Below are 22,570 nucleotides of genomic sequence, written 5' to 3' on the forward strand. Positions count from 1 at the left end.
ATCCTTTAATTAATCGACGTTCAGCGCGTCATTGACCAGATCTTGTTGCTGCTTCTGGTGAACGGACATATACCCTACCGCCGGAGAGGCGGAGGCCGGGCGACCTGCATAACGCAGGGCAGACCCAAATGGAATCACTTCACGGAAATGATGCTGGCTGCAATACCATGCGCCCTGGTTGAGCGGCTCTTCCTGGCACCAGACAAAATCATGAACGTGAGCGTACTGTTTCAGCACTTCCTGCATCGCCTGATGCGGGAACGGATAAAGCTGCTCGATACGCACGATGGCGACATCTTTCTGATCGTTCTTACGGCGCTGTTCCAGCAGGTCGTAATAAACCTTACCAGAACACATTACGACACGCTTAACGGCCTGCGGATCCAGCTCGTCAATTTCACCGATGGCTGGCAGGAAGGTGCCGTTAGCCAGTTCATCCAGGCTCGAAACCGCCAGCGGATGACGCAGCAGGGATTTTGGCGACATGACCACCAGCGGACGGCGCATACCGCGCAGCGCCTGACGACGCAGCATGTGGTACACCTGAGCCGGGGTGGACGGCACGCAGACCTGCATGTTCTGCTCGGCGCAGAGTTGCAGATAACGCTCCAGACGCGCGGAGGAGTGCTCCGGCCCTTGCCCTTCATAGCCGTGCGGCAGCAACATCACCAGACCACACATACGGCCCCACTTCTGCTCACCGGAGGAGATGAACTGGTCGATGACGACCTGCGCACCGTTGGCGAAGTCACCGAACTGCGCTTCCCAGATAGTCAGGGTGCGAGGTTCTGCGGTGGCGTAGCCGTATTCGAAGGCCAGAACCGCTTCTTCTGACAGCACGGAGTCCCAGACCTTGAACTGGCCCTGACCGTTATGCACGTGCTGAAGCGGAGTATAGGTTGAACCGTTAGACTGGTTGTGTACAACCGCATGACGGTGGAAGAAGGTGCCACGACCCGCATCTTCACCGGACAGACGAACCGGAATACCTTCGTCAACCAGCGTCGCATAGGCCAGCGTTTCCGCGCCGCCCCAGTCGAACAGCTTTTCACCCGCCGCCATGGCCTGGCGGTCGCCATAGATCTTGGCCACGCGGGACTGCATCTCGATCGCTTCCGGCACGGTGCTGATGCGTTTAGCCAGCTCCTGCAAACGCTTCATCTCAACCTTGTTCGGGTAGCTCTCGTCCCACTCGTGGTTGAGGTACGGCGACCAGGTAAAGGAGTGCATGTTCATTGGGCGCAGCTCTTTGACCACGCATTCACCCGCGTCCAGCGCGTCGCGATAAAGATTGACCATTTCGGTCGCATCTTCCAGCGTCGCCACTTTTTCGCTTTCCAGCTTGTCAGCATAGATTTTACGCGGCGTCGGGTGTTTTTTGATTTTCTGGTACATCAGCGGCTGGGTTGCACTTGGCTCATCCGCTTCGTTGTGGCCGTGACGGCGGTAGCAGAAGAGGTCAATGAACACGTCGCGCTTAAAGGTGTTACGGAAGTCCAGCGCCAGACGGGTAACGAAAGCAACGGCTTCCGGGTCATCCGCGTTTACGTGGAAGATTGGCGCCTGAACCATTTTACCGATGTCGGTGCAGTACGGGGTAGAACGCGCATCCAGCGGGTTAGAGGTGGTGAAGCCCACCTGATTGTTGATTACGATGCGAACGGTACCGCCCACTTCATAACCACGCGCTTTCGACATGTTCAGGGTTTCCTGAACCACGCCCTGCCCTGTGACTGCCGCATCACCGTGAATGGTGATTGGCAGCACTTTATTGCTGCTCGGCTCGTCCAGACGATCCAGACGCGCACGCACGGAACCGATAACCACCGGGCTGACGATTTCCAGGTGCGACGGGTTAAACGCCAGCGCCAGGTGAACCTGACCGCCCTCGGTTTCGATATCTGACGAGAAGCCCATGTGATACTTCACGTCACCGGTGCCGAGGTGCTCTTTATGTTTACCCGCAAATTCGTCGAACAGATCCTGCGGTTTTTTACCCAGCACGTTAACCAGCACGTTCAGACGGCCACGGTGCGCCATGCCCAGCACCACTTCGCGCGTGCCGCTCTTACCGGCATGACGAATCAGCTCTTTCAGCATCGGGACTAACGCATCGCCGCCCTCCAGTGAGAAGCGTTTTGCGCCCGGGAATTTCGCGCCCAGATAGCGCTCAAGGCCTTCGGCTGCCGTCAGTTCGCTCAGGAAACGTTTTTTCTCGTCTGCTGAGAAATTCGCGTGACCCGCCACGGATTCGATACGCTGCTGGATCCAGCGTTTCTCTTCGGTGGAGGTAATGTGCATATATTCCGCGCCGATGGAGCCGCAGTAGGTTTGCTTGAGCGCATCAATCAGATCGCCCAGTTTCATCGTGTCTTTGCCGATGGCAAAGGAACCTACGTTAAAGCTTTCCTGGAAATCGGCCTCGGTCAGATCGTGATAAGCCGGATCGAGATCCGCTACACGTTCCTGCTGCCACAGTCCCAGCGGATCGAGATTCGCATGCTGGTGACCACGGAAGCGATAAGCGTTGATAAGCTGCAGGACTTTTACCTGCTTCGCATTGGTGTCAGGGTCGGAAATCGCAGAAGAGTAACGTGAGGCATCCTTCGCCAGACGACGGAAATAATCACGTGTTTTTGAATGGAATTGATCCGGTTTGACCCCTGTACCAGGCAACTGCTGGAACATGGAACGCCAGTTTGCGTCCACTGAGTCAGGATCGGTTAAGAAGTCTTCATAGAGCTGTTCTATCCAGCTCTGGTTTGAACCAGAGAGGTAAGAAGAGTCCAGCCAGGCTTTCATTGCGCCGTTCTGCATCGTGATCCCTTAAGCATTTTTATGCTTACTTTCGCCGTAGAAACTACCACGCACACCACGTGTACGTGCCGGGGTTCACCTGCGAGCTCTTTTCATTTGGCCCGCGAAGGAACCTTTAGAAACTGTCTAAACTTCAGGGCAGTTTTTAAAGGTTTCTGCAATTTGCCCGGTGGCGCTACGCTTACCGGGCCTACTGTTACGTAGGCCGGATAAGCGCAGCGCCATCCGGCGTTGTTACTTACGCACTGCGCTGCAACAACATCGACTTAATATGGCCGATGGCGCGCGTCGGGTTCAGCCCCTTAGGACACACACTGACGCAGTTCATGATGCTATGGCAGCGGAATACGCTGAAAGCGTCACTTAACCCTTCCAGACGATTCTCGGTTTCGGTATCGCGGCTGTCGATCAGGAAGCGATAGGCAGCCAGCAGACCCGCAGGGCCGATAAATTTATCCGGGTTCCACCAGAATGACGGGCATGACGTTGAACAGCATGCACAGAGAATACACTCGTACAACCCATCGAGTTTTTCACGCTGCTCAGGCGACTGTAAGTGCTCGCGAGCGGGTGGATTTTGCCAATTATTCAATAAGTAAGGCTTAATCTTCTCATATTGTGCATAGAATTGCCCCATGTCCACCACCAAATCACGCACGACCGGCAGGCCAGGCAGAGGACGGATGACAATTTTCTGGCCTGCACGCTGTAGCGCTGAAATTGGCGTGATACAGGCCAGACCGTTTTTGCCGTTCATGTTTACACCGTCAGAGCCACATACCCCTTCACGGCAGGAGCGGCGGAACGACAGCGTAGGATCTTTTTCTTTCAGCTGGATTAAAGCATCCAGCAGCATCATGTCACGACCTTCTTCCGCTTCGAGGGTGTAATCCTGCATACGCGGAGCATCGTCTACATCCGGGTTATAACGATAAACTGAGAATTCGAGTTTCATTATCCTGTCTCCGCATTAGTAAGTACGAATCTTCGGCGGGAACGCCGGACGCAGTTTCGGTTCCATGTTAACGCTACGACGCGTCATGGTTTCCGACTCTGGCAGATACAGGGAATGGCACAGCCAGTTTTCGTCATCACGATCCGGGAAGTCGAAGCGGCTATGGGCGCCACGGCTTTCGGTACGGAAGTTTGCCGACATCGCGGTCGCGAACGCGGTTTCCATCAGGTTATCCAGCTCCAGGCACTCAACGCGCTGGGTGTTGAACTCGCTCGAGGTATCGTCCAGACGGGCATTCTTCAGACGCTCGCGGATCGCTTTCAGTTGCTCCAGCCCTTTGGCCATCGCGTCACCTTCACGGAATACCGAGAAGTTGTGCTGCATACACTCTTGCAGCGCTTTACGGATTTCTACCGGATCTTCGCCGTTACGGTTGCCATTCCAGCGGTTGAGGCGCTCAAGAGAGGCATCAATTTCGTCGTCGGTCGCATCACGCAACGCGCCCTGCTCGGCAATAGATTCCTGGAGATGCAGCCCCACCGCACGGCCAAATACCACCAGGTCCAGCAGGGAGTTGCCGCCCAGACGGTTTGCGCCGTGCACGGATACGCAGGCAATTTCGCCTACCGCGAACAGACCAGGGATGACCACGTCTTCACCCTGCTCGTTCACGGTCAGCGCCTGACCGGTCACTTTGGTCGGAATACCGCCCATCATGTAGTGACAGGTTGGGATAACCGGAATCGGCTCTTTTACCGGGTCGACGTGGGCGAAGGTGCGGGACAGTTCCAGAATGCCCGGCAGACGGGATTCCAGCACTTCTTTACCCAGATGGTCGAGTTTCAGCTTCGCGTGCGGGCCCCAAGGGCCGTCGCAGCCGCGGCCTTCACGGATTTCGATCATGATGGAACGCGCCACCACGTCACGACCCGCCAGGTCTTTCGCATTCGGGGCATAACGCTCCATAAAGCGCTCGCCATGTTTGTTCAGCAGATAGCCACCTTCACCACGGCAGCCTTCTGTCACCAGCACGCCCGCACCGGCGATACCGGTTGGGTGGAACTGCCACATCTCCATGTCCTGCACCGGCACGCCAGCGCGGATAGCCATCCCAACGCCGTCACCGGTGTTGATGTGGGCGTTGGTAGTGGACTGATAGATACGGCCTGCGCCGCCGGTGGCCAGCACGGTTGCGCGCGCTTTGAAATAGACCACTTCACCGGTTTCAATGCACAGTGCGGTACAACCCACCACCGCGCCATCGGCGTTTTTCACCAGATCCAACGCATACCACTCGGAGAAGATGGTGGTGTGGTTTTTCAGGTTTTGCTGATAAAGGGTGTGCAGCAAAGCGTGACCGGTACGGTCAGCCGCTGCTGCGGTACGTGCCGCCTGTTCGCCGCCGAAGTTTTTCGACTGGCCGCCAAACGGACGCTGATAGATGGTGCCATTTTCCAGACGGGAGAACGGCAGACCCATGTGGTCCAGCTCCAGAATCGCTTCCGGGCCGGTTTTACACATATATTCGATGGCATCCTGGTCGCCGATGTAGTCGGAACCTTTTACCGTATCGTACATGTGCCATTCCCAGTTATCTTCATGGGAATTACCCAGCGCAACGGTGATACCGCCCTGCGCAGACACAGTGTGGGAACGGGTCGGGAATACTTTAGAGAGCAGCGCACAGGTCTGGCCGCTCTGGGAAATTTGCAGTGCGGCGCGCATACCTGCGCCACCCGCACCAATCACAACAGCATCAAATTCTCTGACTGGCAGTTTCATTACACACCCCACACCACAACAAATCCATAAATGACGTAAACCAGCAGAGCAACAACAATAATCAGTTGCAGCGGAAGGCGAATCGCCAGCGGTTTAACGTAATCGGTCAACACCTGCCACATGCCAATCCAGGCATGAATAAGGATGGAGAACAGGGCCAGCAGGGTGAACACTTTGGTGAAGGCCGATCCGAAGAAACCACTCCAGATTTCCCACGTCAGTGTGCCGCTAGTGGCGAAGAAACCGATCATATAGATGATGTAGAGCGTGAGGACGATGGCGGTAGCGCGGACCAGGATGAAGTCATGTACGCCGTTGCGTCCTAATGCGGAGGCGTTGCTTACCATACGAGAACTCCTGCGAGAAGTGAAAGCACGACAGTGATCACAAATGAAATGTTAGCGGTACGTTTACCGGCCTCGAACGTCTCTTCCAGGTAGCCAAAGTCCATCAGCATATGGCGAACGCCGCCAACCACGTGATAGGCCAGCGCGGTCAGAATGCCCCACATGATAAATTTCACGAAGAAGCTGTTCATGATGGCTGAGGCCTGGAGGAATCCTTCAGGAGATGAGAGGCTGGTTCCCAGTAACCACAGCAAGATACCAACCGCCACAAACGTAATCACACCAGAAACACGGTGCAGAATGGACGCTATTGCTGTTACAGGGAATCGGATCGTTTTGAGATCCAGATTGACAGGTCTTTGTTTTTTCACATTTCTTATCATGAATAACGCCCACATGCTGTTCTTATTGTTTCCTTCCTCCGGACTGCGATGCGGGTCAGACAGCGTTCCTTTTCTATAACTGCGCGTCATGCAAAACATTGCTTCCAAATGCTAAAACGACACGTTACAACGCTGGGTGGCTCGGGATTGCAGGGTGTTCCGGAGACCTGGCGGCAGTATAGGCCGTTCACAAAATCATTACAATTAACCTACATACAGTTTGTTGGGTTTTCTCTGGAACAGTGATCGGGGTCACGATAACAACATCTTTTTAATTTTTAATCATCTGATTTGACAAATGTTAAACAATATTGTTACAAACGTCATCAGAAAAGGCATATAATGCGCAAAAGTTATGAGGTCTCTCTTTCACCTGACAAATAGTTATGTAACAGTGTGATGGTATTGACCGAAGTTATCAGGACAGTTATTAGTGATATACAGGTTTGAATAATTCGGACTGCAAAAACGCTGATTTGCTGTTGTTTCACTGATATTTCATTCGTTTACCTGCAAGGCGCCATAGCTCTGTACCCTGGTTTCTCCTCGTGAGCTGAGCGGTAAGCCAAATAACAATCTGGTAACGATGATTAACAGCTGAAAGCAAATCCGGTAAAGCGCAGTCTTAAGCATAAGGCGCTAAGGAGACCGTAAATGGCTGATACAAAGGCAAAACTCACCCTAAATGGTGATGATGCTATTGAACTGGATGTGCTAAAAGGCACGCTCGGTCAGGATGTTATTGATATCCGTACGCTGGGTTCCAAAGGGGTATTCACCTTTGACCCTGGATTCACCTCCACCGCATCTTGCGAATCCAAAATCACCTACATTGACGGTGACGAAGGTATCCTGCTCCATCGCGGCTTCCCCATCGATCAGTTAGCCACCGAATCCAACTATCTGGAAGTGTGCTACATCCTGCTGAACGGCGAAAAACCGACGCAGGCCCAGTACGATGAATTTAAAACCACCGTGACCCGTCACACCATGATCCATGAGCAGATTACCCGTCTGTTCCATGCGTTCCGTCGTGACTCTCATCCGATGGCGGTCATGTGCGGTATTACCGGTGCGCTGGCGGCGTTCTACCACGATTCTCTGGACGTGAATAACCCACGTCACCGTGATATCGCGGCGTTCCGTCTGCTGTCCAAAATGCCTACTATGGCGGCGATGTGTTACAAATACTCTATCGGTCAGCCGTTTGTGTATCCACGCAACGACCTCTCCTACGCAGGTAACTTCCTGCGCATGATGTTCTCTACGCCGTGTGAAGAGTATGAAGTGAACCCGGTGCTGGAACGCGCGATGGACCGTATTCTGATCCTGCACGCTGACCACGAACAGAACGCCTCGACCTCTACCGTCCGTACCGCGGGCTCTTCCGGCGCGAACCCGTTCGCCTGTATCGCTGCGGGTATCGCCTCCCTGTGGGGACCGGCGCACGGCGGCGCGAACGAAGCAGCACTTAAGATGCTGGAAGAGATCAGCTCCGTTGAGCACATTCCTGAGTTCGTGCGCCGCGCGAAAGACAAGAATGACTCCTTCCGTCTGATGGGCTTCGGTCACCGTGTTTACAAAAACTACGACCCTCGCGCGACCGTTATGCGTGAGACCTGCCACGAAGTGCTGAAAGAGCTGGGCACCAAAGATGATCTGCTGGAAGTGGCGATGGAGCTGGAACACATCGCGCTGAACGACCCGTACTTCATCGAGAAGAAACTCTACCCGAACGTCGATTTCTACTCTGGCATTATTCTGAAAGCGATGGGCATTCCGTCTTCCATGTTCACCGTGATCTTTGCCATGGCGCGTACCGTAGGCTGGATTGCGCACTGGAACGAAATGCACAGCGAAGGCATGAAAATCGCCCGTCCTCGTCAGCTGTATACCGGCTACGAGCAGCGTGACTTTAAGTCTGATATTAAGCGCTAAAAAACACGCCCGGCGGCGCTTCGCTTGCCGGGCCTACAAGTGCGAGATGTAGGCCGGGTAAGGCGTAGCCGCCACCCGGCTTTTTTACATCTGGCACCCAGGACACCAGTAAAACGGCCTGGAAGAGATCGTCGCCTTCTCAATCACCCCGCCGCACCGCTCACACTTTTTACCTGCCCGATGAAACACCTTGAAGCGGAACAGCGCCCCGTGATGCTTGTTCTCATCCACCACGCCGCGCGTGTTGTACGACAGCCGGGGAATGTCCAGCAACGCGTACGACAGCGCCTCCAGCTGTTCATCGCTCAGCTGCGACGCTTTGCGCTGCGGCGCCAGCCCCACTTCCCAGAGGATCTCCACCCGCAGGTAGTTTCCCAGCCCCGCCAGAAATGCCTGATCGAGCAACAGCCCGGAAAACTGCCGGTTGCGGAATGTGGGCGATAACAGCCGGGCTTTCACATCGCTTGCCGTCAGGCGCATATCCAGCACGTCCGGCCCAACCCGCTGTAAGAACGGGTGCGTGAGCAACTGCTCCGGCGTTAACATTTCGATATCAGAAGCGCTGTAGAGCAGGATCGCCTTATCCGCCGTTTGTAGCCGCACTCGCAGCACGCGGGTCGTTTGCGGCTGCTCGTCCGCCTTTACCACACGCCAGACGCCGTAAAGCTGATTGTGGCTATATAACGTAAGGTTATGGGAAAAGTGGGTGAGCAACGCTTTGCCGCGCGTTTCAATGTGGGTCACCGTCTGTCCCACCAGCTCTGTTTCAAACGGTTTTAGTTGAGGAAAGGCAAACCAGACGTGTGTCAGAGTTTTGCCCTTTATCGCCGCCTCCAGGCTATCCGCCGCGCGGCGGATCTCCGGACCTTCTGGCATGTTATTGTCCTTTCATGATTATTCTGCGCTGACAACAATGCCCTCTTCCGAGAACGCCGCCCGCAGGCGTCGTGCAAACTGGAGCGCATGCTCGCCGTCACCGTGTAAGCACACCGTATCAGCCTGAACGTTTGCCGTTGTACCCTCCGTCGAGGTTACTCGCCCGAAGCGCACCATCTCCAGCGTCTGCGCCAGCGCTTTACCTTCGTCGGTGATCAGCGCACCGGCCTGCGTACGCGGAACCAGGCTGCCGTCCGGCAGGTATCCCCGATCGGCAAACACTTCCTGCCGCGTAATCAGCCCCAGCCGTTCGCCGGCACGGATAAGCTCGCTGCCCGCCAGGCCAACCAGAATCAGACGCGGATTGCAGTCCCGTACCGCGCGGGCAATGGCGTCTGCCAGCGCCGGATCTTTCGCTGCCTGGTTATAGAGCATGCCGTGCGGCTTGACGTGGCGCATCTCGCCCTTCTCAGCGCGCACTATCGCCTCCAGGGCGCCGATCTGGTAGAGCATTTGCGCGTAAACCGTCTCAGGCGGCAGATCCATCGCCGTGCGACCAAAGTTTTCCCGGTCCGGAAAGCTGGGGTGAGCGCCTATCGCCACGCCGTTTTTCACGGCATTGCGCACGCTCGCCAGCATGGTCTGCGCATCGCCGGCATGAAACCCACAGGCGATGTTCACCGAGGAGACCAGCGTCATCAGCGCCGCATCGGCGCTGCTGCCCTCCCCCAGATCGGCGTTTAAATCAATCTTTACCATCGAGCCTCCACGCCAGCTGTTCGAGATAACGCTGCTGATCCTGACGGGCTTTCAGCGCCTCCTCCAGCGAACACTGCACAAAATGAATTGGCTGACCGAGAGGAATTTGCGCCAGATGGTAGCGATCCGCTTCGATAATGCAGGCAATACGCGGATATCCTCCCGTGGTTTGCGCATCGTTCATCAGTACGATGGGCTGTCCGTTGCCCGGCACCTGAATCACCCCCGGCAACAGACCATGGGAAAGCAGCTCCCGGTCAGTCGTGCGGGTCAGCGGCTGGCCCTGAAGCCGGTAACCCATGCGGTTACTCTGCGGGCTGATCTTCCATGGCGAGCGCCAGAAAGACTCTTTTGAGGCCTCATCGAACTCATGATATTCCGGCCCCGGCAGGGCGCGGATCAGGTTCCCCCACAACAGCTGCTTCACGCCCTGCGTGGTGGTGAAATGGCGCGCTGATGGCTTAATCGCCAGGCGATCGCCGTCGCGCAGCAGCCGTCCTTCATGTCCGCCCATTCCCGCTTTCTGGTCGGTGCTGGATGAGCCCAGCACCTCCGGCACGTCGATACCTCCCGCCACCGCAAGATAGCTGCGCACGCCGTGCAGAGGACGCTTGAGCGTCAGACGCTGTCCGGCTTTCGCCCGCAGGCGCCAGCCGGTCCACACCGCTTTGCCGTCCAGCGTCGCGTCACAGCCCGCGCCGGTTAAGGCAAACCAGGTTTCCTGACCAAACTCAATCACGCACTGACCCAGCGTAATTTCTAACGCCGCCGTGCTGCCGGCGTTGCCTACCAGCAGGTTGGCAATCTCCAGCGAGGGACGATCAAGCGCACCGCAGTAGCTCACGCCCGACTGACGCAGGCCAAAGCGCCCGGCATCCTGTACCGAGGTGTAAAGCCCTGCGCGAATAAGCGTTAACATATCCCCTCCTTTTGCGGGATAAAGCGCAGGGTATCCCCCGGACGCAGGAGTATGGGCGCGTCCTGGCCTGGTTCAAATAACGGCGTGGACGTGTGCCCGATAAGCTGCCAGCCTCCCGGCGAGGCGAGTGGATAAATTCCCGTTTGCTCGCCACCAATCGCCACGCTGCCCGCCGGTACGCTCAGGCGCGGCTCAGCCCGGCGCGGCGTATGCAACTGGGGCAATAACCCGCCCAGATAGGGGAAACCCGGCTGAAATCCCAAAAACCAGACAACATAGTCGACTGAGCTATGCAGCTCCACAACCTGCTTCTCCGTTAATCCACAGTGTTCGGCCACGACGCCAAGGTCGGGGCCTCCCTTGCCGCCATAGACAACCGGGATCTCAATCGTCCGCGATTCCGGCTCCAGCGCCTCGCTCTCCTCCCACCAGCGTTGCAGGCGCTCAATGGCATCCAGCGCCCCCGTGTGCGGATCACGCAGCACCACGGTGATATTATTCATACCCGGAATAGCTTCAACCACGCCAGGTAGCTCGGGCAGTCGCTGAGCCAGACGCCAGATACGCTTTTGCGTGGCAAGCGTCACCGGAGGCTCAAGCTCCAGAACTACCGCGGTTTCACCCAGAAGATAACAACGCGCTCGCTGCACTTAACTACCTCTCATCAGGCCGGATTAGGGATATCAATAAACGTCACATCCAGATCGGTATTTTCCGTCAGCCACTCGCTGAGGGCGCGGATGCCGCCACGCTCGGTGGCGTGATGGCCTGCCGCGTAAAAATGCAGGCCTTGTTCACGGGCAGAGTGAATGGTCTGCTCGGAAACCTCGCCGGTAATGAAGGCGTCGACACCGAAACGCGCCGCGCTATCAATAAAGCCCTGGCCGCCGCCGGTGCACCATGCCACGCGCTTCACGGTATCCGGCCCGGTGTCGCCGCACCACAGCGGACGACGCCCCAAGCGTGCTTCGATCCACGATGCCAGCTCCAGACCCGGAACCGGCATCGACAGTTCACCCCACGGCACCAGGGGTTCAATTTCGCCCATCACGGTTATCCCCAGCAGCTGCGCAAGCTGAACGTTATTCCCCAGTTCAGGATGCGCATCGAGCGGCAGGTGATAGCCGTACAGGTTGATGTCATTCGCCAGCAGCGTTTTGAGACGGTTGCGCTTCATGCCGCGAATAATCGGTGATTCGTTTTTCCAGAAATAACCGTGATGGACAATCACCGCGTCGGCTTCCTGACGCACCGCCTCATCCAGCAGCGCCTGGCTTGCCGTTACGCCGGTGATGATTTTTTGCACCGTCTCGCGACCCTCCACCTGTAAGCCATTCGGACCGTAGTCGCTAAACGAGGCGGTGTTGAGTTTTTCGTTAATCAGGCGTTCCAGTTCACTGTTTTTCATCATCATTCTCTCAAACTTTTCGGGCGGTTTCGTACGCCGCCAGCGTGGCGACGCGCGCCTGTTTATGGTCGACAATGGGACGGGGATAGTTCAGGGTAACACGCTGTTTATCCGCCCATGCCCAGGGTTCATGAATGGCTTTGGCGGGGATATCCTTAAGTTCAGGCAGCCAGCGACGGATAAACTCGCCGTCGACGTCAAATCGTTGTCCCTGCGTGGTCGGATTAAAGATCCGAAAATAGGGAGCCGCATCCGTGCCGGTGGAGGCCGCCCACTGCCAGCCGCCGTTATTCGCCGCCAGATCGCCATCGATCAGCTGAGAGATAAAATAACGCTCTCCGGTTCGCCAGTCGATAAGCAGATCCTTTACCAGGAAGCTGGCGGTAATCATACGCAGACGGTTATGCATCCACCCGGTTTCATTGAGCTGCCGCATAGCCGCATCAACAATCGGGAAGCCGGTGAGCCCATGCTGCCATGCCTTAAGCAGCTTCTCATTCGACTGCCACTGTACCTTATCGGTCCAACGAATGAAGGGGCGATGTTTACATAAATCAGGATGATACGTCATCAGATGGCGATAAAACTCACGCCAGATCAGTTCGTTCAGCCACACTGCGCCCGCCCCCCCGTCTAACGCCTGAGGCTGTTCCGCCAGTAGCCGATGTAAACACTGGCGCGGGGAGAGCGCGCCCAGCGCTAAACAGGCCGACAGGCGGCTGGTGCCTTCAATCGCTGGAAAATCCCGCCGCGCCTCGTAATCCGCCGCCCCCTGCGCGCAGAACTGACGCAACCGGGCGATAGCCGCTTTCTCGCTGGCGGGGAATACCGTTTCATCAAACGACTGCTGGGGATAATTCAGCCTGATGTCCTGCAGATCCGTTATCGTTTCCCCTCTTATGGCCGGGGCGGGAACGCATTCTGGCAGCCCCTCTTTCAGGCGTTTGATAAAAGCATTTTTAAACGGCGTGAAAACTTTATACATTTCGTGACTGCCGGTCATCACGCTGCCCGGTGCGAGCATCACGCTGTCATCAAAGCCTTCACAGACCACGCCCGTAAGGTTTTTCTCCAGCTGACGATCCCGCTGCTGCTCGTTAAATTCATACTGGTAGTTGTAAAAAAGACGCGTTACCGCGTGCTGCTTACAGATTGCCTGCACCATCTCATGCTGTGCGGCAAAATCATGGGCCTCTTTATAGATCAGCGGAATGCCTTTTTCGGCCAGTGAATGTTGCAGGTCATTCAGATACGCGCTGAGTAATGCCGCTTGCCGGGGCGCCATGTCATGCTGCCGCCACTGTTCAGGCGTGGCGATAAACAGGGCCAGCACATTCGCGTCTTTAGCGCGGCAGGCGGCCGCGAGAGCGAAGTTGTCGTGAATGCGTAAATCCGCGCGAAACCAAACCAGATGGGTGGGCATAAAACTCCAGGCAATTGTCCATTATGTCCGTAAGGGCATGCCGTAAAAGGAAAAAGGCATGCATTGAACTACTTTGCCATGAAGTGTAGACGGGATGAAATAAAAAAGGCCGCCCGAGGCGGCCTTAACGCTACTTGTCCTGCGCTATCGGGGTAAAGGCATTAAACACATCCGGTTTATCACTCTTTACAACGAGTGCGCTGGCGACAATGAACGCGATGCATAAATAGCGTTTCACTATGCGGTCCCTGCTGCTAACCGCTCCACCTATCACCACCGGTGATAAATCGGTGGACACAAGCCCGGGTAGGCGGGCTGCTTTACGGCTATGGATACACCTTTCCCAGGACCGATGCCCATTTGCGAGATGGCGGAAAGGGACGTGGCATCATAATTAACGCCAACGCCAAAAGTAAGTTATTTCAGTAAAATTAGGAATTTATAAAGGTGAAGTGGATTGCGAACTTTTTAAAGAAGGGTATGATAAAAATCCCGGGTAGGGGCTGCAAGATTACCCAACGGACCGCGAATCCCGAGGGACAAAAAAACCGCCACTTTGCTGTAGGCGGTTTTTTTATGGCTACGATGTCACACCGTATCAGTAGAAATCGCAGGTTGCTTTCTCGGCCTGATCCATCCACACCGGCTTTTCGCTGGTTTTCGCCCAGACGCGGTGCAGATAGCTGTAAAAACGTGCGCGATCTTTCCAGAACAGCATCACCGGCAGGGCCAGCACGCCAGCCACTACGGCGAAAGTGCGACGCATGAACACGATATGAGCCGGATACTCTTTATAAAGATCCATATTTTTCTCCCCTGTAGTTGGCCGGAAACCGTCTCCGGAAAATGTGAAATCTGTGACCTGGTTAAAATAATACCGCTTTGTTTGTAATTTTACTACTCATCCGACCACTTATTTTCATCCATTTCGTGAATATTTACATTCACGCCTGTAATTAAGTTACAAAAAAGTTAACAGTTTACTTAACAATAGTTAAATTGTGGTCTTTCCCATTTTTATACTTTTTTTACACCTGCCCTTCTGATTTTTGCGAAATCTTTGCGCCACAAATCCTACCGTTTGTACAACAACAAAAGTCACCCGGAGGTGGAGTGTGAGTGCAGGTCTGATTGCCGGCATCGTGCTGGTGTTCCTGTTATTGGGTTATCTGATTTATGCCCTGATTAATGCGGAGGCATTCTGATGGCTGCTCAGGCGTTTTTGCTTATTGCCAGCTTTTTACTGCTGCTGTTTGTGCTCGCCAGGCCGCTGGGAACAGCGCTGGCGCGGCTGATAAACAACGTGCCACTGCCGGGTACGCGAAAAATTGAAAACGTGCTCTGGCGCATTTCAGGTATCAGCGACCGCGAAATGAGCTGGGGCCAGTACCTGATGGCGATACTGCTTCTGAATATCGTGGGGCTTATTGCCCTCTTTACGCTGCTCATGCTCCAGGGCAATTTGCCGTTGAATCCGCAGCAGTTACCAGGTTTATCCTGGCATCTGGCGCTGAACACGGCGGTCAGCTTTGTCACCAATACCAACTGGCAGTCTTACGCCGGTGAAACCACGCTCAGCTACTTCAGCCAGATGGCCGGGTTAACCGTGCAAAACTTTCTGTCTGCAGCCAGCGGTATCGCGGTGATCTTCGCCCTGACGCGCGCGTTTGCCCGTCAGAATGTCAGCACGCTCGGCAACGCGTGGGTTGATGTCACGCGCATCACCCTTTGGATCCTGGTGCCTGTTGCGCTGATTATTGCCCTGTTCTTTATACAGCAAGGCACTCTGCAAAACCTGCTGCCTTATATCCCTTACACCTCGCTTGAAGGGGGCAGGGAACTCCTGCCAATGGGGCCAGTGGCGTCGCAGGAAGCAATCAAGATGCTGGGCACCAACGGGGGCGGCTTCTTCAACGCCAACTCATCGCATCCGTTTGAAAACCCAACGGCATTAACCAATTTTGTACAGATGCTGGCGATCTTCCTGATCCCCGCCGCGCTCTGCTTCGCCTTTGGCGATGTGGTTAACGATCGCCGCCAGGGCCGTACGCTGCTGTGGGCCATGTCGTTAATCTTCGTGGTCTGCGTAGCACTGGTGATGTGGGCCGAATGGAACGGCAACAGCCATTTCATGCAGCTGGGGGCTAACAGCAATATCAACCTGGAAGGCAAAGAGAGCCGCTTCGGCATTCTTGCCAGCAGCCTCTATGCGGTGGTCACCACGGCGGCCTCCTGCGGGGCGGTGAACGCCATGCACGACTCTTTCACCGCGCTTGGCGGCATGATCCCGATGTGGCTGATGCAGATTGGCGAGGTGGTCTTCGGTGGGGTCGGTTCGGGGCTGTACGGCATGCTGTTGTTCGTTCTGCTCGCCGTGTTTATCGCCGGGCTGATGATCGGCCGCACGCCGGAGTATCTCGGCAAAAAAATCGACGTCCGCGAAATGAAATTAACCGCGCTGGCGATCCTGGTCACCCCCACCCTTGTGCTGCTCGGTACCGCGCTGGCGCTGATGACCGACGCCGGGCGCAGCGGCATCTTTAACCCGGGCATTCACGGCTTTAGCGAAGTGCTTTACGCCGTTTCGTCTGCCGCAAACAACAACGGCAGCGCCTTTGCAGGGTTAAGTGCCAACTCACCGTTCTGGAACTGTCTGCTGGCGTTCTGCATGTTCTTCGGTCGTTTCGGCGTGATTATTCCCGTCATGGCGATCGCCGGAACACTGGTGAATAAGAAGATCCAGCCGACCACTACCGGTACGTTACCGACTCACGGCGCGCTGTTCGTCGGCCTGCTGATTGGCACCGTTCTGCTGGTAGGTGCCTTGACCTTTATCCCCGCCCTCGCGTTAGGCCCGGTTGCGGAATATCTCTCTTTACGCTGATTTTGCGGAGAATTTGTCATGAGTCGTAAACAACTGGCCCTGCTCGAACCAACCTTAGTTCGTCAGGCCCTCATGGATGCGGTAAAAAAACTGAGCCCGCGCGTGCAGTGGCACAACCCGGTGATGTTTATTGTCTGGACTGGAAGTTTACTCACCACCGCACTGGCGATTGCCATGGGAACGGGACACCTTTCAGGAAATGCAACCTTTACCGGCGCCATCAGCCTGTGGCTGTGGTTTACCGTGCTGTTCGCCAACTTTGCCGAAGCGCTGGCGGAAGGCCGCAGTAAGGCGCAGGCCAACAGTCTGAAAGGGGTCAAAAAAACCGCCTTTGCGCGCAAATTACGCGAACCTAAATACGGCGCGCAGATGGACCACGTTCCGGCGGATGAACTGCGCAAAGGTGACGTGGTGCTGGTGGAAGCCGGGGACATCATCCCCTGCGACGGGGAGGTAATTGAGGGCGGCGCGTCGGTAGACGAAAGCGCTATTACCGGGGAATCCGCGCCCGTGATCCGTGAGTCGGGCGGAGATTTCGCCTCAGTTACCGGCGGAACGCGCATTCTTTCCGACTGGCTGGTGATCCAGTGCAGCGTTAACCCGGGCGAAACCTTTCTCGACCGGATGATCGCCATGGTGGAAGGCGCACAGCGTCGTAAAACGCCGAACGAGATCGCCCTGACCATTCTGCTGGTGGCGCTCACCATTGTGTTCCTGCTGGCAACGGCGACCCTGTGGCCCTTCTCCGCCTACGGCGGTACAGCGGTCAGCATCACCGTACTGATCGCCCTGCTGGTCTGTCTGATCCCCACCACTATCGGCGGCCTGCTTTCCGCGATTGGCGTGGCGGGGATGAGCCGTATGCTGGGCGCGAACGTCATCGCCACCAGCGGACGCGCCGTTGAAGCGGCGGGTGACGTAGACGTACTGCTGCTGGATAAAACCGGGACCATCACCCTGGGTAATCGTCAGGCCTCTGACTTTTTACCTGCTCCCGGCGTGGATGAAAAAACGCTGGCCGACGCGGCGCAGCTTTCTTCGCTGGCCGATGAGACGCCGGAAGGTCGCAGTATCGTGATCCTCGCCAAGCAGCGCTTTAACCTGCGCCAGCGCGACGTACAAAGCCTGCACGCCACGTTCGTGCCCTTTACGGCGCAAACCCGCATGAGTGGAATTAACATTCAGGACCGGATGATCCGTAAAGGGTCCGTTGATGCCATTCGCCGTCATATTGAAGCCAATAATGGACATTTCCCTCCGGAAGTCGACCACCTGGTGGAAAGCGTGGCGCGTCAGGGGGCAACCCCGCTGGTGGTGGCGGAAGGTGCAAGCGTTCTGGGGGTTATCGCCCTGAAGGATATCGTTAAAGGCGGTATAAAAGAGCGTTTCGCCCAGATGCGTAAGATGGGCATTAAAACGGTGATGATCACCGGGGATAACCGTCTGACTGCGGCGGCCATTGCCGCCGAAGCGGGCGTGGATGATTTCCTTTCCGAAGCGACACCGGAAGCGAAGCTGGCACTCATTCGCCAGTATCAGGCGGAAGGTCGTCTGGTGGCGATGACCGGCGACGGCACCAACGACGCCCCGGCGCTGGCGCAGGCCGACGTGGCGGTGGCGATGAACTCCGGTACCCAGGCGGCAAAAGAGGCGGGCAACATGGTGGATCTCGACTCGAACCCGACCAAGCTGATCGAAGTGGTGCATATCGGGAAGCAGATGCTGATGACGCGCGGCTCGCTGACCACGTTCAGTATCGCCAACGACGTGGCGAAGTATTTCGCCATAATCCCGGCGGCCTTTGCGGCAACCTATCCGCAGCTGAATGCCCTGAACGTAATGCACCTGCACTCTCCAGCCTCGGCCATTTTGAGCGCGGTGATCTTCAACGCGCTGATTATTGTCTTTCTTATTCCGCTGGCGCTGAAAGGGGTGAGCTATAAGCCACTGACGGCCGCCGCCATGCTGCGCCGTAACCTGTGGATTTACGGTCTGGGTGGGCTGGTGGTGCCCTTTATTGGGATCAAGGTTATCGACATGTTGTTAACGCTGTTCGGGCTGGTTTAAAAGGTGAATCTCATGACGATGTTACGTCCCGCTATACTGTTGTTTATTCTGCTGTCTCTGATTACCGGCGGGCTTTACCCGCTGATGACAACCGCGCTGGGCCAGTGGTGGTTTGAGGACCAGGCCAACGGCTCGCTGATTATCCAGAACGGTGAAAACCGCGGCTCGCGTCTGATTGGGCAAAACTTTACGGACCCGCGCTACTTCCAGGGACGCCCTTCCGCCACTGCGGAAAGCCCGTATAATCCAATGGCCTCCGGCGGCAGCAATCTGGCTGGCAGTAATCCTGACCTGGACAAAGCCGTTGCTGAACGCGTTGCCGCCCTGCGCGCCGCGAATCCGCAGGCCAGCCGTGAGGTGCCGGTTGAGCTGGTCACCGCCTCCGCGAGCGGGCTGGATTACAGCCTGACGCCGGACGCAGCGGCGTGGCAGATCCCACGCGTGGCCGCCGCCCGTCAGCTGACCGTCGAGCAGGTGAGCCAGCTGGTTGCAGAACATACGCAAAAGCCGCTGGTCAGCTTCATCGGCATGCCGGTAGTGAACATTGTTGAGCTGAATCTGGCGCTGGATGCGCTAAGGAAGAACTAAATGACCGATGAGCCCATGCGCCCGGATCCGGACAGGCTGCTTGAACAAACGGCTGAAGCCCACCGCGGCAAGCTGAAAATTTTCTTCGGCGCCTGCGCGGGCGTCGGGAAAACCTTCGCCATGCTGACGGAAGCCCAGCGGCTTCGGGCGCAGGGGCTTGATATTCTCATCGGCGTGGTGGAAACCCACGGTCGCAAAGAGACGGCGGCGCTGCTGACGGGGCTGGCGACGCAGCCGCCCCAGCGTATCAGCCATCGCGGGCGGCTGGTGACGGAGTTCGATCTTGATGCCGCCCTCGCCCGCCGCCCCGCGCTGATCCTGATGGACGAACTGGCGCACAGCAACGCGCCTGGCTCACGCCACCCGAAGCGCTGGCAGGATGTTGAGGAGCTGCTTGAAGCCGGCATCGACGTCTTCACTACGGTGAATGTTCAGCATCTGGAAAGCCTGAACGACGTGGTGAGCGGGGTAACCGGTATCCAGGTGCGGGAAACCGTCCCCGATCCGTTTTTTGATTCTGCCGATGAAGTCGTACTGGTTGACCTGCCGCCGGACGATCTGCGCCAGCGCCTGCACGAAGGCAAGGTGTATATTGCCGGCCAGGCCGAACGCGCTATCGAACATTTTTTCCGCAAAGGAAACCTGATTGCCCTGCGCGAGCTGGCCCTGCGCCGCACCGCCGATCGCGTGGATGACCAGATGCGAGCCTGGCGAGACCTACAGGGACAAGAGCGCGTCTGGCACACGCGTGACGCCATTCTGTTATGCATTGGTCACGGCAGCGGCAATGAAAAACTGGTCCGCACCGCCGCCCGGCTTGCGGCGAAGTTTGGCAGCGTCTGGCACGCGGTGTATGTCGAAACGCCACAGCTTCACGGCCTGCCGGAAAATCAGCGTCGCGCCATTTTGAGCGCGCTGCGGCTGGCGCAGGAGCTGGGTGCCGAAACCGCAACCCTGTCCGATCCGCAGGAAGATAAAGCCATTCTGCGCTACGCGCGCGAGCATAACCTGGGCAAGATTGTCATTGGACGTCGCCAGCATCGCCGCTGGTTTAGCCGCGAATCTTTTGCCGACAGGCTGGCACGCCGCGCGCCGGATCTGGATTTAGTCATCGTCGCGCTGGATGACAAGCCCGCCCCCCTGCCCGGCCGTACGCCGGACGCACGCACCTTTGGCGATAAATGGCGCGTCCAGATCCGGGGCTGCCTGGTGGCCGTGGTCCTTTGCGCCCTGATTACGGTGATTGCCAGCCAGTGGCTAATCGCCTTCGATGCCGCCAATCTGGTCATGATTTATCTGCTGGGCGTCGTTGTGGTCGCGCTCTTTTATGGCCGCTGGCCGTCGGTGCTGGCAACGGTGATCAACGTCATCAGCTTCGACCTCTTTTTTATCGCTCCGCGCGGGACGCTTGCTGTCTCGGACGTACAGTACATTCTGACATTTGCCGTGATGCTTACCGTCGGGCTGGTGATCGGGAATCTGACGGCAGGCGTGCGCTACCAGGCACGCATTGCCCGCTATCGCGAGCAGCGCACCCGCCATCTGTATGAGATGTCAAAATCGCTGGCGGTCGGTCGCACGCAGCAGGATATCGTCCAGACCAGCGAGCAGTTTATACGTTCGACCTTTCATGCCAGTAACCTGATTTTGCTCCCCGACGAGCAGGGGCGCCTTCGCCCGCTGACCTCCCCTTCGGGGATGACGCCCTGGGATGAAGCGATTGCCCGCTGGAGCTTTGATAAGGGTTTACCTGCCGGTGCCGGCACCGACACTCTGCCCGGGGTGCCTTACCAGATCCTGCCGCTGCGCAGCGCGGATAAAAATCACGGGCTGGTCATCGTCGAGCCGTCTAACCTGCGTCAGCTGATGATCCCCGAGCAGCAGCGCCTGCTGGAAACCTTCACCCTGCTGGTCGCCAGCGCCCTTGAACGGCTGGCGCTCACCGCCAGCGAAGAGCAGGCGCGGCTGGCAAGCGAGCGCGAAAGTATTCGCAATTCGCTTCTGGCAGCGCTGTCTCACGATTTGCGCACCCCGCTTACCGTGCTGTTTGGCCAGTCCGAAATTCTGACGCTGGATCTGGCGGCGGAAGGATCAAAACATGCGATGCAGGCCAGCGAAATTCGTCAGCACGTGCTAAATACCACGCGTCTGGTGAACAACCTGCTGGACATGGCGCGCATTCAGTCCGGCGGGTTTAACCTCAAAAAAGAGTGGCTCACCCTTGAGGAGGTTGTCGGCAGTGCGCTGAAGATGCTGGAGCCGGGTCTCGGCGGGCGCCATATCGAGCTGGACATGCCGGAACCCCTGACGTTAATCCATGTGGATGGCCCGCTGTTTGAGCGCGTGCTGATTAATCTTCTGGAAAATGCCGCTAAATACGCCGGGGCAAAGGCCCGGCTGGGGATTGCTGCCAGGGTGGATAAACGTGTGCTGCGGCTCGACGTCTGGGATAACGGGCCGGGTATTCCGGCCGGTCAGGAGCGCGCCATATTCGAAAAATTTGCGCGCGGTAATAAGGAATCCGCCATTCCGGGCGTTGGGCTGGGTCTGGCGATCTGCCAGGCGATTGTCGACGTGCATGGTGGCACCATTTCCGCAGAGAACCGCCCGGAAGGTGGGGCACGCTTTTGTGTTACACTTCCTCTTGAAACCCCACCAGAACTTGATGAATTACCAGAGGATTTGTGATTAACGTTCTGATTGTTGAAGATGAGCTCGCTATCAGCCGATTTCTGCGTACCGCGCTGGAAGGCGACGGCTTGCGCGTGCATGAAGCCGGTACGCTTCAACGGGGGTTAATTGAAGCCGCCACCCGCAAGCCAGATCTGGTGATCCTGGATCTGGGACTTCCGGATGGCGACGGCATCGATTTTATTCGTGAGGTGCGTCAGTGGAGCCAGATGCCCATTCTGGTGCTCTCTGCCCGCACCGAAGAGACGGATAAAATCGCCGCGCTGGATGCCGGAGCGGATGATTATCTGATCAAACCGTTTGGCATTGGCGAGTTACAGGCCCGGCTGCGTGTGGCGCTGCGTCGACACAGTGCCACCACTCCTTCTGAACCGGTGTACGTCTTTGGCGATATCCGCGTCGATCTTGCCGCCCGCCGCATCGTGCGAGGGGAAGAAGAGATCCACCTTACGCCTATCGAGTTTCGTCTGCTGGCCGTGTTGCTCAGTAACCACGGAAAAGTGTTAACGCAGCGACAGCTGTTAAGCCAGGTCTGGGGACCGAATGCTGTCGAACATAGTCACTATTTACGCATTTATATGGGACACCTTCGCCAGAAACTTGAAGCCGATCCCGCGCGTCCTCGTCATTTATTAACAGAAACCGGTATCGGATATCGGTTTATGATCTGAATAAGTATTCACTTTAATTATAAATAAAGAACACACCAGCCTGAATATAGGCATGAAAATAA

The 22,570-nt window shown here is 56.7% G+C and carries 19 protein-coding genes; 7 read left to right on the top strand and 12 right to left on the bottom strand.

Features of this window, described 5'->3' with window-relative positions:
- Window positions 1-9 precede the first annotated feature (9 nt).
- The 5 genes from sucA to sdhC form a co-directional block, all read right to left on the bottom strand.
- Window positions 10-2,817, bottom strand: coding sequence for a 2-oxoglutarate dehydrogenase E1 component (gene sucA, locus IPZ49_RS02750; RefSeq protein ID WP_022647462.1), 2,808 nt, complete (start codon window positions 2,815-2,817; stop codon window positions 10-12).
- Between the two features lie 238 nt (window positions 2,818-3,055).
- A complete protein-coding gene (locus IPZ49_RS02755; protein ID WP_063146879.1) occupies window positions 3,056-3,772 on the bottom strand; it encodes a succinate dehydrogenase iron-sulfur subunit in 717 nt (238 codons plus the stop codon).
- A 15-nt stretch (window positions 3,773-3,787) separates the two neighbouring features.
- On the bottom strand, window positions 3,788-5,554 hold the full coding sequence (gene sdhA, locus IPZ49_RS02760) for a succinate dehydrogenase flavoprotein subunit (protein WP_003858619.1): 1,767 nt from the start codon (window positions 5,552-5,554) through the stop codon (window positions 3,788-3,790).
- Window positions 5,554-5,901: a succinate dehydrogenase membrane anchor subunit gene (gene sdhD, locus IPZ49_RS02765; RefSeq protein ID WP_003858621.1), complete on the bottom strand. Its 348-nt coding sequence runs from the start codon at window positions 5,899-5,901 to the stop codon at window positions 5,554-5,556. The genes sdhA and sdhD overlap by 1 nt, the downstream gene beginning before the upstream one ends.
- Window positions 5,895-6,299: a succinate dehydrogenase cytochrome b556 subunit gene (gene sdhC, locus IPZ49_RS02770; RefSeq protein WP_026080740.1), complete on the bottom strand. Its 405-nt coding sequence runs from the start codon at window positions 6,297-6,299 to the stop codon at window positions 5,895-5,897. The genes sdhD and sdhC overlap by 7 nt, the downstream gene beginning before the upstream one ends.
- A gap of 639 nt (window positions 6,300-6,938) precedes the next feature.
- On the opposite strand from sdhC, the gene IPZ49_RS02775 reads away from it, so the two are divergent.
- Window positions 6,939-8,222 (top strand): citrate synthase, encoded by a 1,284-nt coding sequence (locus IPZ49_RS02775; protein WP_006809584.1) that lies wholly within the window; start codon window positions 6,939-6,941, stop codon window positions 8,220-8,222.
- Between the two features lie 84 nt (window positions 8,223-8,306).
- Here IPZ49_RS02775 and nei read toward each other — a convergent pair whose 3' ends face one another.
- From nei to IPZ49_RS02810, 7 genes are all read right to left on the bottom strand, one after another.
- Window positions 8,307-9,098, bottom strand: coding sequence for an endonuclease VIII (nei, locus tag IPZ49_RS02780; protein WP_063146880.1), 792 nt, complete (start codon window positions 9,096-9,098; stop codon window positions 8,307-8,309).
- A gap of 18 nt (window positions 9,099-9,116) precedes the next feature.
- Complete coding sequence (pxpA, locus tag IPZ49_RS02785; protein ID WP_063146881.1) at window positions 9,117-9,857, bottom strand: 5-oxoprolinase subunit PxpA; 741 nt, start codon at window positions 9,855-9,857, stop codon at window positions 9,117-9,119.
- On the bottom strand, window positions 9,844-10,776 hold the full coding sequence (gene pxpC / locus IPZ49_RS02790) for a 5-oxoprolinase subunit PxpC (RefSeq protein WP_022647458.1): 933 nt from the start codon (window positions 10,774-10,776) through the stop codon (window positions 9,844-9,846). Before pxpC ends, pxpA begins: the two co-directional genes overlap by 14 nt.
- A complete protein-coding gene (pxpB, locus tag IPZ49_RS02795) occupies window positions 10,770-11,426 on the bottom strand; it encodes a 5-oxoprolinase subunit PxpB (RefSeq protein WP_063146882.1) in 657 nt (218 codons plus the stop codon). The genes pxpC and pxpB overlap by 7 nt, the downstream gene beginning before the upstream one ends.
- 14 nt (window positions 11,427-11,440) lie before the next feature.
- A complete protein-coding gene (locus IPZ49_RS02800; protein WP_003858635.1) occupies window positions 11,441-12,184 on the bottom strand; it encodes a type 2 GTP cyclohydrolase I in 744 nt (247 codons plus the stop codon).
- Between the two features lie 10 nt (window positions 12,185-12,194).
- A complete protein-coding gene (gene phrB, locus IPZ49_RS02805; RefSeq protein ID WP_063146883.1) occupies window positions 12,195-13,607 on the bottom strand; it encodes a deoxyribodipyrimidine photo-lyase in 1,413 nt (470 codons plus the stop codon).
- A gap of 598 nt (window positions 13,608-14,205) precedes the next feature.
- A complete protein-coding gene (locus IPZ49_RS02810; RefSeq protein WP_014069366.1) occupies window positions 14,206-14,412 on the bottom strand; it encodes a YbfA family protein in 207 nt (68 codons plus the stop codon).
- A 310-nt stretch (window positions 14,413-14,722) separates the two neighbouring features.
- Here IPZ49_RS02810 and kdpF point away from each other — a divergent pair, with 310 nt between their 5' ends.
- Genes kdpF through kdpE form a run of 6 tightly spaced genes read left to right on the top strand, consistent with a single transcriptional unit; the run spans window position 14,723 to window position 22,508 of the window.
- Window positions 14,723-14,812 carry a K(+)-transporting ATPase subunit F gene (kdpF, locus tag IPZ49_RS02815; RefSeq protein WP_003858638.1) on the top strand — a complete coding sequence of 30 codons (90 nt, stop codon included), beginning with the start codon at window positions 14,723-14,725 and terminating at the stop codon, window positions 14,810-14,812.
- Complete coding sequence (gene kdpA, locus IPZ49_RS02820) at window positions 14,812-16,491, top strand: potassium-transporting ATPase subunit KdpA (protein ID WP_063146884.1); 1,680 nt, start codon at window positions 14,812-14,814, stop codon at window positions 16,489-16,491. The genes kdpF and kdpA overlap by 1 nt, the downstream gene beginning before the upstream one ends.
- 18 nt (window positions 16,492-16,509) lie before the next feature.
- Window positions 16,510-18,558: a potassium-transporting ATPase subunit KdpB gene (gene kdpB, locus IPZ49_RS02825; protein WP_023305699.1), complete on the top strand. Its 2,049-nt coding sequence runs from the start codon at window positions 16,510-16,512 to the stop codon at window positions 18,556-18,558.
- A gap of 12 nt (window positions 18,559-18,570) precedes the next feature.
- Window positions 18,571-19,146 (top strand): potassium-transporting ATPase subunit KdpC, encoded by a 576-nt coding sequence (kdpC, locus tag IPZ49_RS02830; protein WP_022647452.1) that lies wholly within the window; start codon window positions 18,571-18,573, stop codon window positions 19,144-19,146.
- Window positions 19,147-21,834, top strand: coding sequence for a two-component system sensor histidine kinase KdpD (gene kdpD / locus IPZ49_RS02835; protein ID WP_063146885.1), 2,688 nt, complete (start codon window positions 19,147-19,149; stop codon window positions 21,832-21,834). It abuts the gene before it with no gap.
- Window positions 21,831-22,508 carry a two-component system response regulator KdpE gene (gene kdpE, locus IPZ49_RS02840; RefSeq protein WP_022647450.1) on the top strand — a complete coding sequence of 226 codons (678 nt, stop codon included), beginning with the start codon at window positions 21,831-21,833 and terminating at the stop codon, window positions 22,506-22,508. Before kdpD ends, kdpE begins: the two co-directional genes overlap by 4 nt.
- Window positions 22,509-22,570: the final 62 nt, after the last annotated feature.

It is taken from the genome of Enterobacter cloacae complex sp. S2, assembly GCF_015159675.1.
Classification (GTDB): domain Bacteria; phylum Pseudomonadota; class Gammaproteobacteria; order Enterobacterales; family Enterobacteriaceae; genus Enterobacter; species Enterobacter intestinihominis.

What these genes read in the sequence shown, in the direction of transcription:
- sucA (WP_022647462.1), bottom strand. Translation starts at nt 2,817, where the DNA reads ATGCAGAACGGCGCAATGAAAGCCTGGCTGGACTCTTCTTACCTCTCT.
- IPZ49_RS02755 (WP_063146879.1), bottom strand. Translation starts at nt 3,772, where the DNA reads ATGAAACTCGAATTCTCAGTTTATCGTTATAACCCGGATGTAGACGAT.
- sdhA (WP_003858619.1), bottom strand. Translation starts at nt 5,554, where the DNA reads ATGAAACTGCCAGTCAGAGAATTTGATGCTGTTGTGATTGGTGCGGGT.
- sdhD (WP_003858621.1), bottom strand. Translation starts at nt 5,901, where the DNA reads ATGGTAAGCAACGCCTCCGCATTAGGACGCAACGGCGTACATGACTTC.
- sdhC (WP_026080740.1), bottom strand. Translation starts at nt 6,299, where the DNA reads ATGTGGGCGTTATTCATGATAAGAAATGTGAAAAAACAAAGACCTGTC.
- IPZ49_RS02775 (WP_006809584.1), top strand. Translation starts at nt 6,939, where the DNA reads ATGGCTGATACAAAGGCAAAACTCACCCTAAATGGTGATGATGCTATT.
- nei (WP_063146880.1), bottom strand. Translation starts at nt 9,098, where the DNA reads ATGCCAGAAGGTCCGGAGATCCGCCGCGCGGCGGATAGCCTGGAGGCG.
- pxpA (WP_063146881.1), bottom strand. Translation starts at nt 9,857, where the DNA reads ATGGTAAAGATTGATTTAAACGCCGATCTGGGGGAGGGCAGCAGCGCC.
- pxpC (WP_022647458.1), bottom strand. Translation starts at nt 10,776, where the DNA reads ATGTTAACGCTTATTCGCGCAGGGCTTTACACCTCGGTACAGGATGCC.
- IPZ49_RS02800 (WP_003858635.1), bottom strand. Translation starts at nt 12,184, where the DNA reads ATGAAAAACAGTGAACTGGAACGCCTGATTAACGAAAAACTCAACACC.
- phrB (WP_063146883.1), bottom strand. Translation starts at nt 13,607, where the DNA reads ATGCCCACCCATCTGGTTTGGTTTCGCGCGGATTTACGCATTCACGAC.
- IPZ49_RS02810 (WP_014069366.1), bottom strand. Translation starts at nt 14,412, where the DNA reads ATGGATCTTTATAAAGAGTATCCGGCTCATATCGTGTTCATGCGTCGC.
- kdpA (WP_063146884.1), top strand. Translation starts at nt 14,812, where the DNA reads ATGGCTGCTCAGGCGTTTTTGCTTATTGCCAGCTTTTTACTGCTGCTG.
- kdpB (WP_023305699.1), top strand. Translation starts at nt 16,510, where the DNA reads ATGAGTCGTAAACAACTGGCCCTGCTCGAACCAACCTTAGTTCGTCAG.
- kdpC (WP_022647452.1), top strand. Translation starts at nt 18,571, where the DNA reads ATGACGATGTTACGTCCCGCTATACTGTTGTTTATTCTGCTGTCTCTG.
- kdpD (WP_063146885.1), top strand. Translation starts at nt 19,147, where the DNA reads ATGACCGATGAGCCCATGCGCCCGGATCCGGACAGGCTGCTTGAACAA.